A 19,628-nucleotide genomic window follows, 5' to 3' on the forward strand; every position below is an offset into this window, starting at 1 on the left:
GTCAGACAACCTCTCGAGTCCGATGTCGACCGCCAGCCTACCGCCTGCACCCTCACCCGCTCTGGCCACCCGCATTACCTTGGGTACGGTCCTCTTTACCTTTATCGCCTACCTTACCATCGGCATCCCCCTGGCCGTGCTGCCGGGCTTCGTGCACGACCAGCTGGGCTTCAACTCCATCATCGCCGGCCTGGTGATCAGCAGTCAGTACCTGGCGACCCTGTTCTCGCGCTCCCATGCCGGACGCATCATCGACACCGTGGGCGCCAAGCAGTCGGTGCTCTATGGCATGCTCGGCTGCGGTCTCAGCGGCGTGCTGATGCTGGCCTCGGTACTCTTGCAAGCCTGGCCCTGGGTCAGCCTTGGTGCCCTGTTGCTCGGCCGACTGGTGCTGGGCTGCGCCGAAAGCCTCTCGGGTACCGGTGCCATCTCCTGGGCGATTGGCCGGGTCGGCCCGGCCAACACCGCCAAGGTGATCTCCTGGAACGGCGTCGCCAGCTACGGTGCCCTGGCCATAGGCGCCCCCCTTGGCGTGGTGTTGGTGGACAGCCTGGGACTGTGGAGCTTGGGCGCCAGCATCATCGGTCTGGCGGCGCTGGGCTATCGAATCGCCAAGCCCCGCCCGCCCATCGTTCCGGTGCGCGGCGAACGCCTGCCCTTCACCACGGTGCTGGGCCGGGTATTGCCCTTCGGCCTGGGCCTGGCGCTGGGTGGCATCGGCTTCGGCACCCTGGCGACCTTCATCACTCTCTATTACGCCAGTCAGGGCTGGAGTGGCGCGGCCCTGTGCCTGACGGTATTCGGCTGTTTCTTCATCGGTGTACGCCTGGTCTGCGCCAACGCCATCAATCGCCACGGCGGCTTTCGCGTCGCCATCGTCAGCCTGGCGGTGGAAGCCGTGGGCCTGGTCATCCTCTGGCTGGCCCCCAGCATGACCACCGCCCTGGTGGGCGCCGCCCTCACCGGAATCGGCTTCTCACTGGTGTTTCCTGCGCTGGCCGTGGAAGCGGTCCAGCGGGTTCCGGCCTCGAACCGCGGTGCCGCCCTGGCCGGCTATTCGGTGTTCATCGACCTTTCGCTGGCGGTGACCGGCCCCCTAATCGGCGCCGTGGCCACTCATTTCGGCTATGCCGCCAGCTTTCTCTGCGCGGCCCTGGCCGCGCTGGCAGGCCTGGCCCTCAGCGTTCGCCTCCTCTGCCGTTTCGACGAGTCCTCTCGAGAGCAGCCATGACTACGACCGCCCCGCCCGCCCCTTCGCTCGCCATCACGCTGCGCATCGTTTCCATCGTCATCTTCAGCTTTCTGCTGTTCCTGGCGATCGGCCTGCCACTGGCGATCCTGCCGGGCTACGTGCACGACGATCTCGGCTATGGGTCGGTCATCGCCGGACTGGCAATCAGTATCCAGTACCTCGCCACCCTCTTCACCCGCCCCCTCGCCGGCAAGCTGGCCGACAGCATCGGCGCCAAGCGTGGGGTGATCTACGGGCTGTTCGGCTGCGTCGCCTGCGGCGTGTTGACCCTACTGGCCACCTCGCTGCAGAGCGTGCCAGGTCTCAGCCTGGGCCTGCTGATCGTCGGCCGGGTCATCCTCGGCATGTCCCAGGCCATGATCGGTACCGGCTGCCTGAGTTGGGGCATGGGCAGCGTCGGCATGCAGCACGTGAGCAAGGTGATCTCCTGGAACGGCATCGCCGCCTATGGCGCCCTGGCTCTGGGCGCGCCCCTGGGCGTGGCCATGGTAGCGGGCCTAGGGCTCTGGAGCCTAGGCGTGGCCATCGCCCTGCTCGGTGCCCTGGGTCTGGCCCTGGCCTGGAACAAGGAGCCGGCGCCGGTGATTCCAGGCGAGCGGCTGCCCTTTCACAAGGTGTTCTGGCGAATCAGCCCCTTCGGCCTCTGCCTGTTGCTCAGCTCCATCGGCTTCGGCGCTATCGCCACCTTTGTCACGCTCTACTACGCGAGCAACGGCTGGCCCAACGCAGCCTTCTGCCTGACCGCCTTCGGTGCAGCCTTCATCTGCGCGCGGCTGCTGTTCGCCGGCACCATCAACACACTCGGCGGCTTCCGCGTCGCCCTGGCCTGTTTCAGCGTGGAGACCCTAGGGTTGCTGCTGCTTTGGCTGGCGGTCACCCCACAGATGGCGTTGGTGGGCGCGGCCATGGCGGGTTTCGGACTCTCGCTGGTCTATCCGGCCTTGGGCGTGGAGGCCATCGTCAAGGTACCGCCAACCAATCGCAGCGCGGCGCTGGGCGCCTACTCGCTGTGCCTGGATCTGGCGCTGGGGATCACCGGCCCTCTCGCCGGCGCCATCGCCAACGGCTTCGGCTTCAGCGCCATCTTCCTCTTTGCCGGTCTCATGGCCCTGGCGGGCCTGGGTCTGAGTGCCCTGCTCTATCATCGAGCGCTGCGCGAGAGCAAAGACCCGATCAAGACCTGAATGGCCGCATTGGTCGAGGGCGAAGCCCTGGATCGGGAGCGCCCAGGCTGCTGCCCCCTGTGATCTCTACAATGGGCCGGGATCCGGAATCGGTGCGGGCGGCTTGGCCGGTTCGGTAAGATTCTCGACCACCTCGTCAGGGATCTCGGTATCGATCTCTTCATCGGCCATGTCGGAGTCGTTGAGGGGTGCCTGATCGCCGCCCAGCCAGAGGGCCAGCGGAGCGGTGGTGTCGGGCGCGGGAGAAAGAGAAAGGATCATGCCGTGGCTCCTGTGCCGTTCGGTCTCAAGCTTTAGTTGGTCGACGACGCCAGATGTTTCACCCTGGCGCCTACCGCACGTCGCCCCATTCGCCAGCGGCGTCAGTGCCTTGCCAGAGCCTTCGGGCGGAGACGCCGTCCCGGTTGGCAAGTCCATACCCCGAGTAATCGCCAGTCTTTTCGGGCCATTGGCCAGCAGCCTGGCCTGCGCCTGACTAGACTCCAGGGATCCTCCCATGCCGGATTGCCTGCCTATGGATACCCCGACCCGCTCTGCCAGCCCCGCGAATCTGCTCGCGGTCGTTTCGGAAGACGAGCTGCTGCTGCAAGCCCTGGTACGCGAGGTGCTCAAGCAGGAAGGCTTCCATGTGGAAACCTTTGGCACCGCCGACGCCGCCCTGCAATTTCTGGAGCTGCACTGGCAGCAGGTGAACGTCGTGGTGTCGAACGTGCGGATGCCCGGCGTGATCGATGGCGTGCAACTGGCCAAGATCGTCAGCGAGCGTTGGCCCGCGGTGCCCTTCGTCTTGATGTCCGGCTACGCCGGCTTGAGAAATGACATCCCGTCCGGGGTGCCCTTCCTGCACAAGCCGTGGACGCTGGATCAACTGACCGAGGCCGTCTGGAAGGTGGTACCCCGGCCAGACTTCCCCGGCCCCGCCGCCAGTTAGTCCAGCGACAGCCAGCCGCCGCCTGCCCCGTACAAACCACCTCGCAGCTATGCCACAATAGGCGGCATGTCGGGCGCCGCCCGCCTTTACCGCAGCCCAGCCAGGCCGCCGCGCACCGTCGCTGCCCATCGACCCTGCCCGCTGGAGCTCTGCCCATCCGACCGGAACGCCCTGTCCAAGCCGCTTGCCGGCCCGGACAGCGGCCGAGCTCCGGTCTGAAACCCCTTACAGGTACCCCCCTTGATCTCCACCGCTAACATCACCATGCAGTATAAGTGGCGTTAGCTTGGGTTCCTAAGGCCCTGGTTTTGCTGGGTTTCTAGGCTTTCTAGGATCGCTTCCGGACCCCTAAAAACGCTCCCGAACGCAACGAGTGGTATCAGAATTGGTATCGCTCGCTGCCCCTCTCCCGGCGTTCTGCCGAACCGAAAACTCCTCCTTTCGTCACCACCTGCTCGACATCACCTCCGGTGGAATTACTGTATGCCCGAACAGTAAGGACGCGACCATGTTTCTCGACCCAGACAACCCCACCGTCACCGCCCTGCGGGATTACCTCGCCGATGAGCGCGACCGGCTCAACTTCCCGGAGATGTGGCATCGGTTCTGCACCTCGGCCGCTATTGCCCTGCTGGAGCGCAGGGCCATCAGTCATCCTTATTGCGTCGAGTTCTGCGAGCTGGCTGACGCCGGGATCGAGCACACGCTGGAGATTCACGCGACCTGGCCTCGTGGATGGGACATCAGGCTCAGCTACGAGCTGAAGTGCCCGCTGACTGGCGAGGTGTGGGCTACCTCGGGCGGTCCCAGCTTCGTCAGGCCAGAGCTCGGCCGTCTGCCGGTTGGCCAGTTCAGCCGCCGCGGCGAGGGGCGCATCCACCTGGTGGACATGCGCCAGGAGGAGGTCCTAGGCGTGTTCGTGACGCCGACCGCCGCTGAGATCGACGGCCGGCTCTACGAGATGGTGCTGGCCGGTCGATGGGACGGTGTGAGCGTTGTGCCCATCTAACAGACTGGCACACCATTCTGATGTGGCTTATCAATGCCACTGCAGATACTGTCACACTTCCCAAATACCAAATTCACTGCGTCCTAATTGACTTAAGCAGTAAATTGTTTGCCTCAAGAATATAGCTCATTGCTATTTCTGCCTTTCCGGATCTAATCTGACTTTCCCTGACCGCCTCCGGCGACAACTTATATCCTATCTTATCCATAAAGCTATTAAGCTGATGCACATAAGACTTCGTATGCGCACCTTTATCATCTCCATCGCTATTAACGACCTCATGATAGTGGTCATACTCGTAAGTTTTAGTTGCGTATAGTCGATCGAGACCATGTTCAAGCTCATAAACACGTAGCTTGAGCGCGTTTTCCTCATCGCCAGCCACCACTAGGAAATCTTGATTTTTCACCATATCCAAGATGCATGACGCGATGATGCTCGGCTTGTAGTCAGCCATCACGCGCTCACTATCAGCAGAAAACACGTCTGGAATACCTAAACAATTTGTGGCGCTAATAGCAAAGCTTTGCAGCTCTCGCCTCAACAACTCTGACTCTATTTTTGCAGCTTTCTGTTGAATATGATCTAGCTCGAGTTCCTTCCGCGCGAGAGACTCTTCCATCTGAGCACTTTTGTACAGCGGAATGACGGTATAGTAGATAGTCCAAAGCGTCGCCACAAAAAGGCCGATCTGAACCACATGCGAGATACGACCGAGATAGACGTCTAACTTATTCATGCGGGATACCTAATCACAAAACTTGATAGCTGCCTGTAATTCTCGTTCATAGCCAATACGCTGTCGACGCTCAGCCAGCAGTGCCCTCACCTTCACCTCTAGGCTGTCCTCCCTCCGCAGTCCATCCGCCGCCCAGGCCGGTACCGCCGGCGCCTTCACCCGGCACGGCACCGGGACCGGCACCTCCACGCGCACCACGCGCGGCTCTGGCTCGGCAACGCGTTGGGCGCCGCACCCCGCCAGCGCGACCAGCATCCCCACGATGATCCACCTCATAGGCCCAGCTCCTTGTCGATGATGGCCGCGGCGGCCGTGGCCGGGTCGCCGCCAGTGCGCTCCTGCTGCAGGCGATTGGCAGCCTGGTAATCGCGGGCGGCGGCCTTCGCGGCCTGCTGCTGGATCGGCTCAGCCTCCTTGGCGCGCTTCTCGGCGGCCAGGCGGAGATCGGCCAGGGCCTGGTTCTGCTGCCCGACCTGCCCTTCCAGTGTGCTGGCGGTAGTGCGGCATGACGCCAGGAAGCTGGCCGAGGCCTCCGCTGCTCTCGTCTTGGCGTCGACGATGGGCCGATAGTGGCCGGCGGTCACCCAGTAGGCCGCGCCGGCACCAGCCAGCGCACCCACGGCGAGCAACACGACTGCGGTGACCCATAGCACGGCCACCCTGTACTGCTCGACGACGGCCATTACTGCACCCGATCCAGCAGCAGGGTCAGGAAGGCCTTCGGGATGGCCTTGAGCAGGATGTGGCCCACGTCGTTGGGATGAACCTTGTCGGCGTTCACCGCCCCCTCGCGGATCTGGTCCTGACCGCTGGCGTCCCGCGCGCCGGTGATTGCCGCGGCGTAGCCGGACATGAGCACCACCCCAGACAGGCTCGGCAGATAGACCGCGTTGAAGTCCCGCCGGATGCTGTCCGCGGCGCCCACCGCGCGGTAGTCGGTGTTGCACGGCAGCGCCTCGAGGATAGCCACCAGGGGCCGCTGGCCTTTGCCCTGGAGCGTGGCCATCACCCTGGCCAGCGCACCCTTTGCCCGGCGGAGCGCTGCGGTGGTGATGCCGCCGGCTGCAACGTCGTTCACCGACCAGGGCGCATAGAACAGCACCGTGGGCCGCACGCGGTCGACGTGATCGTCCACCATTCGGCTGTAGACCGCCGGTGCCTGGGCGTGTAGGCCGGCATTCCAGTATTCGATGGGCCGCGCCGGCGTGCTCAGTTCATAGGCCGCGCGCTGGATAGCGCCATAGTCCCGGACATCGCCACCGAGGCCTTCGACGATGCTGTCGCCACAGAGCATCAGCTGGTGGCCTCGGGCCTGGCTGATGTACTGGATCGCTGGCACCACAGCCTTGGCGTCACCGCCGCTGGAATAGACGTTGTTCTGGGTGAAGGCGCCCTTGTTGGTGACGCCCTGCACTTCCTGGTTCGAGCAGCAGTAGATGCGCGGGCCGATCGAGCGCCAGTAGTAGAGGTCGTTGAAGGGGGTCGTCAACTTGGAGCCGGCCGGGTATTCGATCCGCACCACGACGATGGGCCGGCCATTCGCGACGTCCGTGCGCGCGATGCTGGGCAGCTCGATCAGATCCGACCAGGTCATGCTGTAGCGCTCGGCCTCGATCTGCTTCGGCAGGTCCACGGATGCCGCACCGTTGAAGGTGCAATCGATCCACTCGCCGCCCTCGGGCGAGGTCTGCACCAGGTAGTTCGCGGCAGGCGCCGAGGCCGAAAGCCCGACACAGGCCTTCACGCCGGTGACCGGTGCGGTGTGGATGTTGGGGATGCCGATCCGGAAGGCCATGAACGGCGCCTCCAGTTCGATCTGCATATTGAAGGTGATGGCGTTGGCGGCGTCCTGAGTCTTCATCCGGCCGAACAGGTGCTTGGTCAGAACGTTTGTCCCGGTGGTCATCAGGCCATCGAGGCGACCCTGGTCGTCGAGGCGCTTGTAGAGGTCGCCGAACAGGCGCTGGAACGGTAGATCCGAGATAGGCAGGGGCATGGTCCCTCTCCTTGAGGTGACGCGGTGGGTACAGCGGGATGGATGAATCAGGCGATAGCGCGCTTTGCTCGATCGCCGATGGCGATCGCCACTGCGGAGGTAGCGCCTAGGAACAGGGAGCGCTCGGCATTGCGCCGCTTCGTGAGGCCGTGCAGGACAGCGCCATCGTTCTTGTCCCAGCGCAGGAACTGCTCAGCGGCGCCGGTCTTGTCGCCGGCCTGGTACAGGCGCATCAGCGTCGAGCCGCGCAGCGCTGCGGCACCCAGGTTGTAGGCGAACGAGACCAAGGCATCGAACTCGGCCTGAGTGGCGGTGGGCGCCATCTTCTCGACCAGGTACTCAGTGGCCTGCAGGTCTCGCAGGAAAGCGGCGTCGGCTTGGGCCTGGGTCCATACCAGGCCACGCTTGACCTCCGGACCGGTGTGGCCCCAGCCGATGGTCCAGGGGCGGCCGTCCACGCTACCCGGGTCGGGATAGGCACTAAGGCGACAGCTTTCGTAGTGGTGCATGAGGGCGATGCCCTCCGCGGATGTGCGCATGGCCTTTTCTCCGGGCACAAAAAAGCCCGCGCAGTGGCGGGCTGATCGGGTTGTGTGTCCTCACGAACGCGAGGATTCAGGTGGTGGCGGGACTATCTGGCGCGCGATTCCGCGCGAACGTGAGGATTCAGCGCCGGCCGTACCGGCGCCGGCCACCCAGGACCGGGCCCAGGTAGAAGACGGCGGCTCGTGGGCGCGCCATGCCCTCCCCGGTCCGGGCCATGCGCCAGAGGATCTGGTCGCACACCGCTTTCGGGAAGCGCCTGGAGCGGTACAGGAAGTCGTGCATGGCGCTCATGCGGTTTCCGTAGCCGGCGATATAGGCGTACAGCAGGACAGCCAGCGCAGCGATCACCGCGGCGACGATGGCCAGCACTACCGGCAGCCCGAAGGCGGCGCTGAAGATGCCGAACACCACGGCAAGGATCGCGCCCCAGCGGAACACCTCCCGCAGGAACCGGATGCTGGCCAGGTCGGTGGGCGACGGCGCCGGGCAGGTGATCACGCCCATCACCGGGTCGTGGAAGGAGAACACCTCCTCCACCACCCACTCCCAGCGCGCCGTCTGCCGCATCAGCGGGTACCGGTCGAACTTGCCGACGGCGGGCGTCATTTGCGGGTGGTCTTGGCCGTGCTGTCCAGCGGCGGCCAGTATTTATCGTCTATGTAGTCGGCCGGGATCGGGTCCATGGCCTTCAGCGCCAGGCCGGCGCCGACCAGCAGCGTCTTCCGTCGAACGGCTGAGCGGGTGAAGGCCAGGCATGTCTGAGCATCCATCGGCACCAGGGTCCCATCCGCAGTGCTCCAGGCGAAATCGTACTCTGGGCTGGCCCAGCGCAGATCACCGGGCTGGGCCTGGTCGATAGTGATCGCTGCCAGGGAATCGGTCATCTTGCCGAGTATGTCGTCGATCTGGCTTTGGTTCTCGGTCTGGTAGGCCTTGCCGTCGTAGACGAAGCCCATGGCAGTCCGGCGATCGCGCTCGGCATCGATAATAGGAGACATGTAGGCCAGCTCTCGGGCACGTCGCTCATCCTTCTCTTCCTGAGTCAGCGGAATCTGCTCGCGAGTGATTTCCACGATGTGGTTTTCGTAGTCCAGGTGATAGGACTCATCGCCCCACTTGAAGTCTCGACCTAGCTCACCGTCAACAAACTTCGATGGCCACCATTGGGTGTCATAAAGACCTAATGCCGGATCTACCCATGTCAGATCAAGCAGGATTTCGGGTGGCAATCCATATATAGACTCTGGAACGGGAGTTCTGGATGCAACGCCGTCTTTAACCATCAGTAGGTTTTCGTACATGACAACTCCTCAAGGCCAAAGCTCAAGATAGATGGCACTATCACCACGGTTACCGGATTGTGTGCCCGCAGGGTCTCCGGTTTCCTTCGCACCGAAACCGAATCCCTTTCCAGGGTAAAATGAGCCCTGCCCTCTGCCCTCTATTCCAAAAGGCCCATTTAAGCCGCCATCAGATCCTAATGCATTCTGGCCGTCACCATACAAGGTTGCAGCCCCGCCACCTGCAATGCCAGTTGCAGAGGTGCTGGTGCTTCCCTGCCCTCCAGAATAGTTTTTCAGACCACCGATGGGCCTTGTAGTGGTATTGAACCCATATCCTGAGTTTGGCATATATATGGAAAAAGCGGAAGAATAAGACAGATACTGGTTTCCAGACTGCTCTAATAAATCAAGCGTTTTACCAGGAATCAGATTAAATACATCTGTGATTGAGCAACCAGCTCCATTACCTCCGTAATAGGTTGATCCGGAAACAGATCCTAGCCCACCTTTACCAATAAAACTAACCCTGGCCTTTTTGTACCCGTCGGGAATCTTAAAGCTCTTGCTTGCTGTATCAGTGGCAGAGATTACGATAACTAAGACCGTCGGTGGCGGAGATGAATCTGACTTTCTAGGAATTCCTCCAAGCCCGTTCCCAGCGCGCGGAGAAAGCTGAGGGAGATTAGGGCTAGGCATCAGAAATCCGTCCATTCAATGCGGAAGCAAATGCCCTGAGCGTTTGCCACTTGAGAGCCGACATAGAGCTTGTCGCCGGCGGCAAGACGAATCGGCGTTGCTTCGCTGTAGTTGGCGAACTGGGTTTCGGGCAGTGCGGCGCTGGTGGACGACGCAAAACTCGGCATTGCCTCAGAATCGATCACACGGATCGCACCGTCAGCACCAGCTAAGCAAAGAACAAGGCTGCTGGCGGAAACAGTGCCGCGAGGAATTGCCCAGACACGGGTGACAATGGCGCCGTCAGGGCCGGCCGTAGCAATTAGGCTCAGATTGGTCGGCGCATCGCTAGTAAGGTTCGCCGCTGCAGCGGTCACGACGGCAGTACCGGTGCGGGGAGTCTGGGCGAACGGGCAGGTGTAGGTCTTGGACATGAGGTGGATTCCTTGTCAGAAGCAGAGAGCGACGGCGTGAAGTAGGCCGAGGCGGATGGGGTTGCCTGCGGCGGCTTCTGCCGCTGCCTGGGCGTCTTGCGCGGCCTTCGCTGACTTGGCCGCAGCGTCAGCACTAGCCCCTGCCGCTTCCAGGGTTGGAATCAGCGGATTGAGTGCCTTAGCGAAGTCGTTGAGCTGTCCGGTGTAGGGCCCTAGGGCAGCCGCCCAGGCATCGGCCGTGGCGGGATAATCAGTACGGGACTGGCGCCGGTTGGGTGCCGGTGGGAGCGGAGTAATCAGCGGGATGGACATCAGATCAGCTCTCCTACTTCGAGCGTGCATTCAGAAAAAGAGGGTTGCGGCACGGTGACGTTGAGGTCCTTGTAGCGCCCATAGATCAGCGACCACTCGCGGTCGATGTCGCCGATGAACACCGCTGGCTTGGTCCGGTACTCGATCAACAGGTCTCGAATGCTCGAAACCATGTCGTCGTAGATGGCGATGGGATAGGTGACGCGGTTGCGGTACCCGCGCTCAATGAACGTCTCATTGCCGAAGGCATCCGCGTCCTTGGTGCTGAAGTCGGTGATGCCGAAGCCACCACCGAAGAGGGCCTCCCCCAGCTCTTCGAGAGCGCCCACCACCACCATGGCGCACTCGGCTTTTTCACCAGGACCCGCCTCGATGAGGATGCGGATGGACGCGGTACCGTAGGCCGGTAGGTCGGTGAGCACGATCCGTGAACGGCGCCGAGATCTCGTGAACAGCCACTCCCACATGTTGCTGGCCGCCGGATCCACCAGGCTGACCTCCTCCGGCCCGTAGACCACACCGTCCACCGAGTCCTGCATGGTGATCGTCACGCGGTACCCGGACAGGCCGAAGAGCGCCACGCTGTCGACGACAGTGCCTGGCTGCAGGGTGATGTCGATCGAGCCCGGATTGCTGGTCTTGGTGCCGATCTGGAAGATTTGCCGCTGAACCTGAGCGCCAGAGGCGTTGGCCAGCTGGCCGGCGGACTTGTCGAACATCCTCCACTGATTGATGGGGCCGGTGTCCAGCCACTTCGAGGGAACGGTCGTGTCGGCGGAGGGCTTCACCGCGGTGTTGCCCTTCGTATCGCTGAGCCACTCCCAGAGGTGGGTGCCGTCGATCACCTTCTCGCCCTTGGCGTAGTCAGTGCGCGCCGGCGCCCACTCGGCCGCGTCGTTCTTGGGAACGTTCGATGCCACGAGAGTGGCCGGCACGATACTGGCCGGCTTGATCATCATCATGCTGTTGCTTCCTGCTGAAGGGCGCGATCGCGCAGAACCTCGGTGTTGGTCGCGGTCTTGCGGCTGTTATCGGTGATCCAGAACAGGCGCTCATTGCCAGTGCCAACCGCGGCCAGCAGCTGGCGCAGAAGCGCCATCATTCCGGACAGGTCGGCGCTGGAGAGCATCCCGGCAGATTCCCGGGCGGTGTACACGTACCCAGGCCGCTGGAAATTGATGATCTCGGGACCACGCTCGCCGACCATGGCCAGGCCGCCGGCGTAGTCCCCGCCATTGGCGAAGGCCGGGATCTTCAGCGCCGCCTCGGCGGCCTTGTCGCCGTACTGCTGACGATAGGCGTCGATACCGTAGACCGAGATGTAATCCCGGGCGCCGGCCGCGATGGCCTTCTGCAGGTCTCCCGCAGAGAGCGCGCCGCTGGTGACCTTCTGCTTCCAGAAATCCAACCCGCCAGCGTCGACGTTACGACCAAGCATCTGGTTGTAGATCCGGCCGATCTGGCTATCCAGGGAGGCGGTACTGCCTGCCTCGTTCTGGTTCTTCTGGCCGGCATAGGCGGCGCCCAGGGCGGTGGCGAACTGTGCCAGCGCGTCCTTGACGCTGAGCACGCTGCTGTTGATGCCGTTGAGCATGTCCAGCTGCTGCTGGGCCAGGTCGATCTGGCCCTGGAAGGCCTTCATCTGCGCGTCGTAGGCCGACTTGCCCTGGTCCAGCTGCTTGTTCAGCGTCTCCAGCGTGCGCTGCTCTACCGTCAGCTGGCCGCCGGCGGCCTTGTTCAGCTCGTCGATGAGGTTGGCAGCCCGGCCCTGGTCCCGAGCGAAGTCCTCCCAGTTGCTGTAACGGTCGGCCGAGTTGCCGGTGACCGCGTCCAGCGCCTGATCGAGACCCTCGAAGTTGGCCAGCGATCCGCCCGCCTTCGCGATGGCGGCCGCCGTCTCCAGCGTGGCACGACCCTGCTGGTACAACATCGCAGTTGCCGCGTCGCTCTGGCCCAGTAGCTGCTTTAGCGCCCCACCTAGACCACTGGTCATCGAGGTCAGGCTGCTGACGATGTCGCCCGACGCCGAAATCCGGGCATTCAGCGCGTCGACCTGGGCGTTGTAGCTTTCGGTCAGCGCGTCCTGCTCGCCCTTGATGGCGCTGGTGATGGCAGACATCGCCCGCTGCGCGTCAGACGCATAGGCCTGCTGCATCGCATCGGCATAGCTGATCTTCGCCAGGCGCGCCGCTTCCAGCTGCTGAGCAGCAGCCTCCGCTGCGGCCTTGGCTGCCTGGCTCTGGGCATCCGCCAGGGCCTGCTGAGCATCCGCGGCTTCCTTGGTGCGGCGCTCGAGCACGTCATAGACCGATTTCGCTGCAGCGGCCTGGGCCAGCAGGAAGCTGAGCGTCTTCTGCCCGGCGTCATAGTCGGGGCTCATCGACTCGACGAGCGCGCGGTATTCCTTGCTGGTTTCCGGCAGCACCAGGTTCATCGCCTCGAACTGCTTGCGCAGCGCGGCAATAGCGTCATCCTCGCGCTCGGTCTGCGAGAAAAAGCCCTGGTAGTAGCTATTCACGTTGGCGCCGAACTGCTCCATCCCACCAGCGAACTGGCGCAGGGCGTCGGCGGCATAGGCGCTGGCCGGGCTCAGCTTCAACGTCGTGACGTGGATTTGCTCCAGGCCGGCATTCACCGCCACCAGGTTGTTCAGCAGCGAGGTCAGTCCGCTGAAGGTCAGCCCCTCACGGAACTGGCTGCCGGTGGCCACGTTGAGCTGGTCGGTGATGCTGTCGAAGGTGTTGTTGAACCAGTCGTTGATCAGCCCCTGGACCTCTTCCGAGGTCTTGTCCTTGGTGCTGAACGTCGTGGTGGCTACTTCCAGGCCGTCGATCGCGCTTTCAGTCAGCTCGATCCCGAACTGCTTGTAGACGTTTTCTATGCCCAGGAGGCCAGCGTAGTACGTGGCATCCAGCGCGTTCTGGTTGTCGTCCTCCAGGTCACTGTAGCGGGTGCGCTTCTTGTTCTTGCCGAACAGGCCGCCTTTCTTCTTCTGGTATTCGTACTGCTGTGCATCCAGCTCTCCGCCAGACACGCCGAGCACCAGGCCGGTATCCTTGGTCTGCCAGTCGCCGCCCCACAGCGAGCCACCCACAGTGCCTCCGAGGAACGCGCCGATGGCGGCCCCGATGGCGGTCCCGATGATCGGGATGACCGAACCGATGGCAGCGCCCGCGTAGGCGCCGGCCACGGCACCACCCGCACCAGTCACCGCGCCTTTGACGCCCGCCTGCTGGTAGCCCATGAGTGCGCCGCCGATGCCGTAACCCACAGCGCCAATGGCGGATAGGCCGGCATTCGCTGCAGTGCTGCCGGCCGCTGCACCAGTACCCGCATAACTTGCACTGCCAACCGTGCCCTGAACTACGTTCTGGCCGAGCGCATAGCCCGTGCTGCCAGCAGCGGTCCCGATCGTGTTCGCACCAACGGTGGCAGCGCCATTGCCAAGCCAGCTGCCAACGGCAGACGCACCGTAGTTGTAGAGCCCGGTGAGCCCGCCGGTGCTGTAGGCGTTCCACAGGTTCGCACCAGTGCCGGTGATAAAGTTGTAGGCGCTGGATCCGTAGTTGTAGAGGCTGGCCAGGTTCAGGCCGCCACCCGAGGAGCCGCCGCCAGTGGTGAAGCTTCCGAACAGATCGCTGATGCTGCCGACGATACCGCCGCCGCTTCCACCCGACCCGCCGACGCTGCTGATCAGCTTGCGCAGCTCGATCCGCGCAAAGTCCGCGATGATCGACTTGACCAGGTCCTTGAACGACGCCTTGGTCCCGGTGATGAACGAAAGGAGGTAATCCTCCATGCCTTTCAGCGCATCGGTGAAGGCGCTGCGAGTCTGGCCGGCGACGTCCCGGGCATTGCTCAGGTAGTCCTGCCAGGCGCCATGGGCACCGTTCGCCCAATCAGCCTGCGCCACCTGCAGCTGGGCGTAATTGTCCTGTACCTGCTTGGCGAGGGCGATCTGGTTCTGGCGCAGCTCCTGTTCGCGCTTGGCATAGGTCTCGGCGCTGATCGAACCCTCGTCCCGCTGGCGGTTGAGTGCCTTGAGGTCCTCGATGTAGCGATCGTTCAAGCGATTGAGCTGCTCGAACAGTGCGGCCTGGTCTTTGCCCATGCCGACTGCCGCAGCCGCACGCTCGCCTTGCAGGCGCAGCGCCTCCACCTGGGCCTGCAGCGAAGCGGTATAGGCGTTCGATGCCAGGGTCAGCTTGCGGAGCCTACCCTCCTCCTCGGTCTGCAGCGTGGCGCGCTTGGTGTCGAGGTCCGCAAGAGCCTTGGTTCGTGCGGTCTCCGCATCGTTGAGCTGGTTGGCCAGCTGGATGCGCTGCTGGGCAGACAGGTTGGCACGACCCTGCAGCTGCTCAATAGCATCGATCTGAGCGCCATAGGCCTCGGTGACCTTGCCACGCTCCTGGTCCAGTAGCGTCACGCGCTGCTGATAGACATCGGCCTGGCTGATCAGCCCGGCACGACCCATGGCCTCGATCTTCTTCTCGGCCGAGTCGTATTCGCCGACGATCAGCTTGAGGTTGTTCTGCAGCTGGTTGACCGACTCGGTATCGAGCGCGGGGGCTTTGACCGTAGGGGTCTTGGCGTCCTTGTACTTCTCGGCGATGTTCGCCAGGACCTTGTCCACGTTGGCCTGGGCGACCAGGTCAGAGCTCGGGTCGACGGCCTTGATCTGCCGCACCCACTCCAGATATTCCTTCTTCTCCTTGTTCCGCTTCTGCTCGTTGGTGAGCGTGGCCTCGGTCAGGGCCTTGACCTTGACCGCCGCCTCGGTGCCCGCATTTTCGCTCTGGCGCTGCCGCCCCTGCTCCGCCGCCTGCTGCTGCTGGACGGTGAGCTGCTCCTTCAGCGTGGCGAGCTGGCGCTCGTAGGCAGTGTTGTCGTAGCCACCCAGGTTCTTGCGCTTCTCGATGAACGCGGTCAGCTGGGAAATCTTGGTTTCGAGGGTGGTGTCGCGACCGATGCCCAGCATCGCGTCCCAGGCCTTTTTGGCCACGGAGCCCAGGCTGTTCCAGGCAGACTCCAGCGTCCCCAGGTTCTGCCGAACCTTCGTCGCCATCTGCTCCTGGGCGTCCGCAAAGGTCCTTTGCGCCAGTGACGCGGCTTCCTGGGTGCGGCCCTGCTCGACCAGTGCGGTGATCTGCTGATAGACCGCGGTGGTCAGGTAGCCATACTGCTCGTTGAGCTTGCGCGAAGCCTCCACCGGCGACTTGCCGAGTTCGGCGTACTGCTGGACCACGTCGCCAATGGCTGTGCCGGTGGCACTGGCGAACGAGGTGGCTGCGGATCCGATACGCTCAAGGTTGTCGGCGGACACCTTGCCGGTACCGGCAAGCAGGGTCAGTGCCTCGGCCGCCTGGCCAGTGGTGCCGCGGACGGAAGCCATGCGCTCGGCGATGACCGCCAGCTCGTTCGCCGAGGTGCCGGCGGCGTTGCCGGTGAGAATCAGAGACCGGGCGTAACGCTCGGACTCTTCGCTGCCCTGGTAATAGGCCACGCCCAAGACCGCCACAGCAGCGGCCGCGAGGGTGAACGGATTCACCAGGCCCAGGACGTAGCCGCCCAGAGCCTTCGCAGCAGGCCCTACGCCACCGAACATGTCCTTAAGCTGGCCACCCTGTTGCAGCAGTACGGTCAGCGGGGCCTGGCCGGCCTGGAGGCTGACGACGATGTCGGTCAGCTGGGCAGGGACACCACGCATGGCCGCGGCGGTGGCCTTGGCAGACATGCCGGTGCGTTCGAGCTGGGTGTCGAAGTTGCCGAGACCGGCCCGGGTCTGTTCCAGCCGGCTGTTGTACTGCTCAAAGGTGTCGGCATCGATGAGGCCGGACTTCTTGAAGCTCTGGAGCTTGCGCTGCTGGGCATCCAGGCGGTCCAGGGCCGCGACAGTGGGGTCGATCTGGCCGAGCAGACGTGCGACTTGGTCGCCCTGCTCCTTGATGGCGCGCGTGGTCTTGGGCGCGGTGGTGGCCACTGCCTGATTCTGCGCGGCAACTGCCTGCAGAGAGAAGGTCATGGCGCGAATTTCGGCCGTGGACTGGCCCACCACGGTGCCCAGGTTCTGCAACAGCTGCGCGGTCTGGCGCTGCTGGGCATTCAGATCCCGCAGCTCGGTGACGGTCAGGCCAGACGATTTGGCCAGGTCGCCCAGGACTTGGGCGGCGTACTGTTGCTTGAGGTTCAGCGCGGCCAGTTCGGCGTTGGCGCGGTTGGCGGATTGCGCCACCTCACCCATCGCCCGAGCGGTATCGCCAGCCGACTTCGCGGCTTCGCGTTGTTTCAGGTTGAGCGCTGCCATCTCCTGGGCAGTGCGCGCGCCAGACTGGACCAGCTTGTCGAGCGCATCAGAGGCCTGATCGGCCTCCTCGGAATTTACGCGGATGCCGAGTTGTGCAATGGACGGTCCGCTCATGCTTTTCTCCGGGCGAAAAAAAACCGCCCTGAGGCGGCTGTTCGTCTGTCACTTGTCGTTTCGGTTATCTGCCATCGTGCGGAGAGCTTCTTTCTCCATCACCCGGATGTCGCGGAACACCTCGCGGCGCCGGACCTTGCCCTTGATGCCGACCATGTCCATGACCACTGGCACGGCGCTGTAATCAAGGCCAGTGGCGCCACCCATGCCGGTGCGCCACTGGGTCATCATCCCCTCGAACACCGCGAACGACTCTTCGTTGGCCGCCCAGATCTCGATCACCTCCTCGCCCATGTCCTCAGGGAGGAAGCCCAGCGCCGACAGCTGGTCGGTGCTGGCGGTAGTCACGTAGAGCAGGTGGGCGACCTCGGTCAGTTTCCCTCGCGCGCTGCCTGGTACGAGGTCTTGTAGGTGTTGATGATCGCTGTAGGTACGGCGTCCCAGCCCCTGACGAGCTCGCGCAGGTTCTCCTCGTTGAATTCCTCCTCGAAGCCCCAGCCGGCCACGATCTTGGTCAGGTAGGAGACCTGGAAATCCTCCATCTGCACGGCGATGTCTGCGGCGCTAGTACCACCAGCAGAAAGCTGCTCGGCGACCTTCTGCGAGTGCAGGATCTCGCTGTCGATCATCTGGGCGACCTTCGCCCGATCCAGGAAGGTGAAGGTGAAGAGCACCTTGATGGGTTTGTCGCCGACGCGCGGGATCTCGACTTCGCGCTGGAAGGTGGGCTTTTGCTTGATGCTGATCTTGGCCATTTACTGGGCTCCGAAGGGAATGAGGGGGTACCACACCGCCGGTTAGGCGGTGTAGCGGGTGCTGCGGCTGGACAGAGCGAAGCTGATGGTGCGGGTCATCAGCTGGTTGCGGCCCATGGTGGGGAGCTGAGTGATGCTGATCGAACCAGGGATCAGGATCAGGCCGCCGCCGGGCAGGACAACGAACAGGACGGTGCCGAGCTTCGCCTCCTGGTAGCCCTCGACGACAGCGACGTAGGGGGCGTCCGGATCGTCCTGGACGGGGATGGAGACGCTCATCGGGTTCCGGTTGCTGGGGAACTGGCGATCGTCGTCCTCGCTCAGGTAGCCGACAGTCAGGAACTGCTGCTCGCCGCCGCTGGTGGTGAAGTCGGTCACCTTGGTGATTTCGGAACGAGTCATCACCTTGCTGAAGCTGCCGGCGCCACCGTTCGGCGTGTAGAGCTGGATATTCGAGGTGTCCACCTTCTCCAGCTGGAAGCTGTCAGTGGTCACGCCGGCGACCCGGGCGACTCGGTTGTCCAGCTTGCTCCAGCCACTGGAGAGCACGACGATGTCGCCATTGCTCAGGCCGTGCGCCGTCGAGGTGACGACCGCCGGCACGGCGTTGCTGATCGCGGTGATGGTCTTGGCCGCCGACAGGGTGTTGGCGACCTGGATGATGGAGCCATTGGGAAGCGGAATGCGGGTTGTCATTGAGGCGGTCCTCTATCTGGAAATGGAAAAGCCCGCAAAAGGCGGGCTTCTTCGGGGTGTTCCGCCGTGGCGGAGGGATTGCCTCAGGCCGGGCGGCGGCGCTTCGGCATAGCGGTCAAGCCGAGGGTGAACGTCACCACCATCAGCTCGTTTCGGTTCAGGGTCGGGATGTAGCCGCCAGTGGCGTAGGCCGGGAAGGTGATCAGCGCGCCGCTGGGAAGCTTGATCTGCCACGCCAGCAGGCGCCGGACGTCGCGGGCATCGGTGATCAGGGTTGCGTGAATGGAGTCAGGGTCGTCCTGAAACTCCAGGGCCATGTCGTGCAAGCTGCGGCCGGTCGGGAAGCGCTTGTCCTCGTAGCCGGAAAGCGGCTGGTAGGACGACCACTTCTCCTCACCACCAGAGGGGCTCAGGCCGGAGCCGGTGACCTTCTTCACTTCGACCCAGGTTGTATCGGTGGGGTCGGGCACCAGCATTGACCTGGGGTCGATGCTCGCCGACACGTAGACGGTTGTCCCGTTGGGTAGCGGGAGGATCTTCTGCATGGTGCACCTACGTCGGGGCGCTGCCCTGGTAGGTCAGGGTGGCGGGGATGGTGTAGACGGCGTCTTCCGGGATCACCGGGCCCTGGGCCAGCGGCTCGACCACCTGGCCCTCGAATGCGCCTTGGTCCAGGAAGGAGTCCAGCGGCAGCAGGGCATTCAGTTCGGCGATCAGGCCCTCGGGGACGCTCTGCGGCTGGCCCTTCGGTGTAACCACGCTGATCTGGTAGATGCCGCGGTACTCCAGGGCATCGGTGCCCAGGTAGCGGCAGGTGGTGCTGGATGGCAGCAGGAAGGCCCGCAGGTACGGCTGATCGGCCTGCGGCTTGAATGGCTCGACGCCATAGGCCACCCCGATGCCCTTCGCCGTGGCCCAGGCCGCCAGCTTGGTCTCGATGGCCTGGCGCGCCAGGGCATGACTCATACGGCGTTCCTCGCTACGGCTTCCGCGACGATCCGCTCGAACTCGGCGATGGTCAGGCGGACCATGCCGTTCGGTGCCATCTGGCTGTGCCCGTATTCGAGCGGGATCGCATAGATCAGGGTGTTAACGATGTAGGCAACCTGGCCGGGCTCCAGCGCGTTCGCCGCAGCGATCAGCTTGGCTATCGTCGCGTCGCCCTCTTTGTCGGTGTCGATCAGGCTGCTGTTCGCCGGCGCGCCAATGGTGAACTGCCAGTTCGCCTTGAACAGCCCGGTATCCACCGGACTCAGGTTGATCAGCGATTCGCCGATCTGGATCACGATGTCCTGGATGGTCTGCTCGATGGCAGCCAGGGCCTGCAGCCGGAACTGATCCAGATCCGCCTCGAAGTCGCCGGACAGGTCGCCATAGCGCGCCGTCATTTGGTGCTGC

The 19,628-nt window shown here is 63.5% G+C and carries 23 protein-coding genes; 4 read left to right on the top strand and 19 right to left on the bottom strand.

The annotated features are described in order from the left end of the window. Positions 1-22 precede the first annotated feature (22 nt). Both V6W80_RS11510 and V6W80_RS11515 read left to right on the top strand, forming a co-directional pair. On the top strand, positions 23-1,231 hold the full coding sequence (locus V6W80_RS11510) for an MFS transporter (protein WP_338547216.1): 1,209 nt from the start codon (positions 23-25) through the stop codon (positions 1,229-1,231). Further along, positions 1,228-2,436, top strand: a complete 1,209-nt coding sequence (locus V6W80_RS11515; protein WP_338547218.1) for an MFS transporter — start codon at positions 1,228-1,230, stop codon at positions 2,434-2,436. The genes V6W80_RS11510 and V6W80_RS11515 overlap by 4 nt, the downstream gene beginning before the upstream one ends. A gap of 66 nt (positions 2,437-2,502) precedes the next feature. Here V6W80_RS11515 and V6W80_RS11520 read toward each other — a convergent pair whose 3' ends face one another. Next, entirely contained in the window at positions 2,503-2,697 is a 195-nt protein-coding gene (locus V6W80_RS11520) for a hypothetical protein (protein ID WP_017640548.1), read from the bottom strand. Between the two features lie 235 nt (positions 2,698-2,932). Between V6W80_RS11520 and V6W80_RS11525 the strand changes: the two genes are divergently transcribed. Next, positions 2,933-3,367, top strand: a complete 435-nt coding sequence (locus V6W80_RS11525) for a response regulator (protein ID WP_231893085.1) — start codon at positions 2,933-2,935, stop codon at positions 3,365-3,367. A gap of 508 nt (positions 3,368-3,875) precedes the next feature. Continuing rightward, entirely contained in the window at positions 3,876-4,376 is a 501-nt protein-coding gene (locus V6W80_RS11530; RefSeq protein ID WP_338547220.1) for a hypothetical protein, read from the top strand. Positions 4,377-4,449: 73 nt separating this feature from the next. Here V6W80_RS11530 and V6W80_RS11535 read toward each other — a convergent pair whose 3' ends face one another. The 18 genes from V6W80_RS11535 to V6W80_RS11620 all read right to left on the bottom strand — a co-directional run bounded on the left by V6W80_RS11535 (position 4,450) and on the right by V6W80_RS11620 (position 19,618). Then, positions 4,450-5,115, bottom strand: coding sequence for a hypothetical protein (locus V6W80_RS11535; protein ID WP_338547221.1), 666 nt, complete (start codon positions 5,113-5,115; stop codon positions 4,450-4,452). Positions 5,116-5,124: 9 nt separating this feature from the next. Continuing rightward, the gene (locus V6W80_RS11540) at positions 5,125-5,391 is read right to left on the bottom strand and encodes a hypothetical protein (protein ID WP_338547222.1); all 267 of its coding nucleotides are present in this window, start codon (positions 5,389-5,391) and stop codon (positions 5,125-5,127) included. After that, positions 5,388-5,798 carry a hypothetical protein gene (locus V6W80_RS11545; RefSeq protein WP_338547223.1) on the bottom strand — a complete coding sequence of 137 codons (411 nt, stop codon included), beginning with the start codon at positions 5,796-5,798 and terminating at the stop codon, positions 5,388-5,390. Before V6W80_RS11545 ends, V6W80_RS11540 begins: the two co-directional genes overlap by 4 nt. Then, a complete protein-coding gene (locus V6W80_RS11550) occupies positions 5,798-7,111 on the bottom strand; it encodes a hypothetical protein (protein WP_338547224.1) in 1,314 nt (437 codons plus the stop codon). Before V6W80_RS11550 ends, V6W80_RS11545 begins: the two co-directional genes overlap by 1 nt. Positions 7,112-7,158: 47 nt before the next feature. Beyond that, positions 7,159-7,650, bottom strand: coding sequence for a lysozyme (locus V6W80_RS11555; RefSeq protein WP_338547225.1), 492 nt, complete (start codon positions 7,648-7,650; stop codon positions 7,159-7,161). 127 nt (positions 7,651-7,777) lie between these two features. After that, the gene (locus tag V6W80_RS11560; RefSeq protein ID WP_338547226.1) at positions 7,778-8,263 is read right to left on the bottom strand and encodes a hypothetical protein; all 486 of its coding nucleotides are present in this window, start codon (positions 8,261-8,263) and stop codon (positions 7,778-7,780) included. Further along, the gene (locus V6W80_RS11565; RefSeq protein WP_338544889.1) at positions 8,260-8,958 is read right to left on the bottom strand and encodes a hypothetical protein; all 699 of its coding nucleotides are present in this window, start codon (positions 8,956-8,958) and stop codon (positions 8,260-8,262) included. The genes V6W80_RS11560 and V6W80_RS11565 overlap by 4 nt, the downstream gene beginning before the upstream one ends. Positions 8,959-8,967: 9 nt before the next feature. Then, positions 8,968-9,636, bottom strand: coding sequence for a hypothetical protein (locus V6W80_RS11570; protein ID WP_338544890.1), 669 nt, complete (start codon positions 9,634-9,636; stop codon positions 8,968-8,970). Continuing rightward, positions 9,636-10,049, bottom strand: a complete 414-nt coding sequence (locus V6W80_RS11575; RefSeq protein ID WP_338547227.1) for a hypothetical protein — start codon at positions 10,047-10,049, stop codon at positions 9,636-9,638. Before V6W80_RS11575 ends, V6W80_RS11570 begins: the two co-directional genes overlap by 1 nt. A 15-nt stretch (positions 10,050-10,064) precedes the next feature. After that, positions 10,065-10,361, bottom strand: coding sequence for a hypothetical protein (locus V6W80_RS11580; RefSeq protein ID WP_338547228.1), 297 nt, complete (start codon positions 10,359-10,361; stop codon positions 10,065-10,067). Next, complete coding sequence (locus V6W80_RS11585) at positions 10,361-11,323, bottom strand: hypothetical protein (RefSeq protein WP_338547230.1); 963 nt, start codon at positions 11,321-11,323, stop codon at positions 10,361-10,363. The genes V6W80_RS11580 and V6W80_RS11585 overlap by 1 nt, the downstream gene beginning before the upstream one ends. Continuing rightward, a complete protein-coding gene (locus tag V6W80_RS11590) occupies positions 11,320-16,779 on the bottom strand; it encodes a phage tail tape measure protein (RefSeq protein WP_338547231.1) in 5,460 nt (1,819 codons plus the stop codon). Before V6W80_RS11590 ends, V6W80_RS11585 begins: the two co-directional genes overlap by 4 nt. A 48-nt stretch (positions 16,780-16,827) precedes the next feature. Beyond that, the gene (locus V6W80_RS11595) at positions 16,828-17,127 is read right to left on the bottom strand and encodes a DUF1799 domain-containing protein (protein WP_338547233.1); all 300 of its coding nucleotides are present in this window, start codon (positions 17,125-17,127) and stop codon (positions 16,828-16,830) included. A gap of 23 nt (positions 17,128-17,150) precedes the next feature. Further along, positions 17,151-17,534 carry a phage tail assembly chaperone gene (locus V6W80_RS11600; protein WP_338547234.1) on the bottom strand — a complete coding sequence of 128 codons (384 nt, stop codon included), beginning with the start codon at positions 17,532-17,534 and terminating at the stop codon, positions 17,151-17,153. Between the two features lie 42 nt (positions 17,535-17,576). Next, positions 17,577-18,230, bottom strand: coding sequence for a phage tail protein (locus V6W80_RS11605; protein ID WP_338547235.1), 654 nt, complete (start codon positions 18,228-18,230; stop codon positions 17,577-17,579). 83 nt (positions 18,231-18,313) lie between these two features. Continuing rightward, positions 18,314-18,775, bottom strand: coding sequence for a phage tail tube protein (locus tag V6W80_RS11610; RefSeq protein ID WP_338547236.1), 462 nt, complete (start codon positions 18,773-18,775; stop codon positions 18,314-18,316). A 7-nt stretch (positions 18,776-18,782) separates the two neighbouring features. Further along, positions 18,783-19,196 carry a phage tail terminator-like protein gene (locus tag V6W80_RS11615; protein ID WP_288356589.1) on the bottom strand — a complete coding sequence of 138 codons (414 nt, stop codon included), beginning with the start codon at positions 19,194-19,196 and terminating at the stop codon, positions 18,783-18,785. Then, a complete protein-coding gene (locus tag V6W80_RS11620; RefSeq protein ID WP_338547240.1) occupies positions 19,193-19,618 on the bottom strand; it encodes an HK97 gp10 family phage protein in 426 nt (141 codons plus the stop codon). The genes V6W80_RS11615 and V6W80_RS11620 overlap by 4 nt, the downstream gene beginning before the upstream one ends. Between the last annotated feature and the right edge of the window lie 10 nt (positions 19,619-19,628).

This window comes from Pseudomonas benzopyrenica, assembly GCF_036884265.1.
Taxonomy (GTDB): domain Bacteria; phylum Pseudomonadota; class Gammaproteobacteria; order Pseudomonadales; family Pseudomonadaceae; genus Chryseomonas; species Chryseomonas benzopyrenica.

Bases quoted from the DNA above. Each gene is read 5' to 3' on its own strand.
- V6W80_RS11510 (WP_338547216.1), top strand. From the start codon at position 23: ATGTCGACCGCCAGCCTACCGCCTGCACCCTCACCCGCTCTGGCCACC.
- V6W80_RS11515 (WP_338547218.1), top strand. From the start codon at position 1,228: ATGACTACGACCGCCCCGCCCGCCCCTTCGCTCGCCATCACGCTGCGC.
- V6W80_RS11520 (WP_017640548.1), bottom strand. From the start codon at position 2,697: ATGATCCTTTCTCTTTCTCCCGCGCCCGACACCACCGCTCCGCTGGCC.
- V6W80_RS11525 (WP_231893085.1), top strand. From the start codon at position 2,933: ATGCCGGATTGCCTGCCTATGGATACCCCGACCCGCTCTGCCAGCCCC.
- V6W80_RS11530 (WP_338547220.1), top strand. From the start codon at position 3,876: ATGTTTCTCGACCCAGACAACCCCACCGTCACCGCCCTGCGGGATTAC.
- V6W80_RS11535 (WP_338547221.1), bottom strand. From the start codon at position 5,115: ATGAATAAGTTAGACGTCTATCTCGGTCGTATCTCGCATGTGGTTCAG.
- V6W80_RS11540 (WP_338547222.1), bottom strand. From the start codon at position 5,391: ATGAGGTGGATCATCGTGGGGATGCTGGTCGCGCTGGCGGGGTGCGGC.
- V6W80_RS11545 (WP_338547223.1), bottom strand. From the start codon at position 5,798: ATGGCCGTCGTCGAGCAGTACAGGGTGGCCGTGCTATGGGTCACCGCA.
- V6W80_RS11550 (WP_338547224.1), bottom strand. From the start codon at position 7,111: ATGCCCCTGCCTATCTCGGATCTACCGTTCCAGCGCCTGTTCGGCGAC.
- V6W80_RS11555 (WP_338547225.1), bottom strand. From the start codon at position 7,650: ATGCGCACATCCGCGGAGGGCATCGCCCTCATGCACCACTACGAAAGC.
- V6W80_RS11560 (WP_338547226.1), bottom strand. From the start codon at position 8,263: ATGACGCCCGCCGTCGGCAAGTTCGACCGGTACCCGCTGATGCGGCAG.
- V6W80_RS11565 (WP_338544889.1), bottom strand. From the start codon at position 8,958: ATGTACGAAAACCTACTGATGGTTAAAGACGGCGTTGCATCCAGAACT.
- V6W80_RS11570 (WP_338544890.1), bottom strand. From the start codon at position 9,636: ATGCCTAGCCCTAATCTCCCTCAGCTTTCTCCGCGCGCTGGGAACGGG.
- V6W80_RS11575 (WP_338547227.1), bottom strand. From the start codon at position 10,049: ATGTCCAAGACCTACACCTGCCCGTTCGCCCAGACTCCCCGCACCGGT.
- V6W80_RS11580 (WP_338547228.1), bottom strand. From the start codon at position 10,361: ATGTCCATCCCGCTGATTACTCCGCTCCCACCGGCACCCAACCGGCGC.
- V6W80_RS11585 (WP_338547230.1), bottom strand. From the start codon at position 11,323: ATGATGATGATCAAGCCGGCCAGTATCGTGCCGGCCACTCTCGTGGCA.
- V6W80_RS11590 (WP_338547231.1), bottom strand. From the start codon at position 16,779: ATGAGCGGACCGTCCATTGCACAACTCGGCATCCGCGTAAATTCCGAG.
- V6W80_RS11600 (WP_338547234.1), bottom strand. From the start codon at position 17,534: ATGGCCAAGATCAGCATCAAGCAAAAGCCCACCTTCCAGCGCGAAGTC.
- V6W80_RS11605 (WP_338547235.1), bottom strand. From the start codon at position 18,230: ATGACAACCCGCATTCCGCTTCCCAATGGCTCCATCATCCAGGTCGCC.
- V6W80_RS11610 (WP_338547236.1), bottom strand. From the start codon at position 18,775: ATGCAGAAGATCCTCCCGCTACCCAACGGGACAACCGTCTACGTGTCG.
- V6W80_RS11615 (WP_288356589.1), bottom strand. From the start codon at position 19,196: ATGAGTCATGCCCTGGCGCGCCAGGCCATCGAGACCAAGCTGGCGGCC.
- V6W80_RS11620 (WP_338547240.1), bottom strand. From the start codon at position 19,618: ATGACGGCGCGCTATGGCGACCTGTCCGGCGACTTCGAGGCGGATCTG.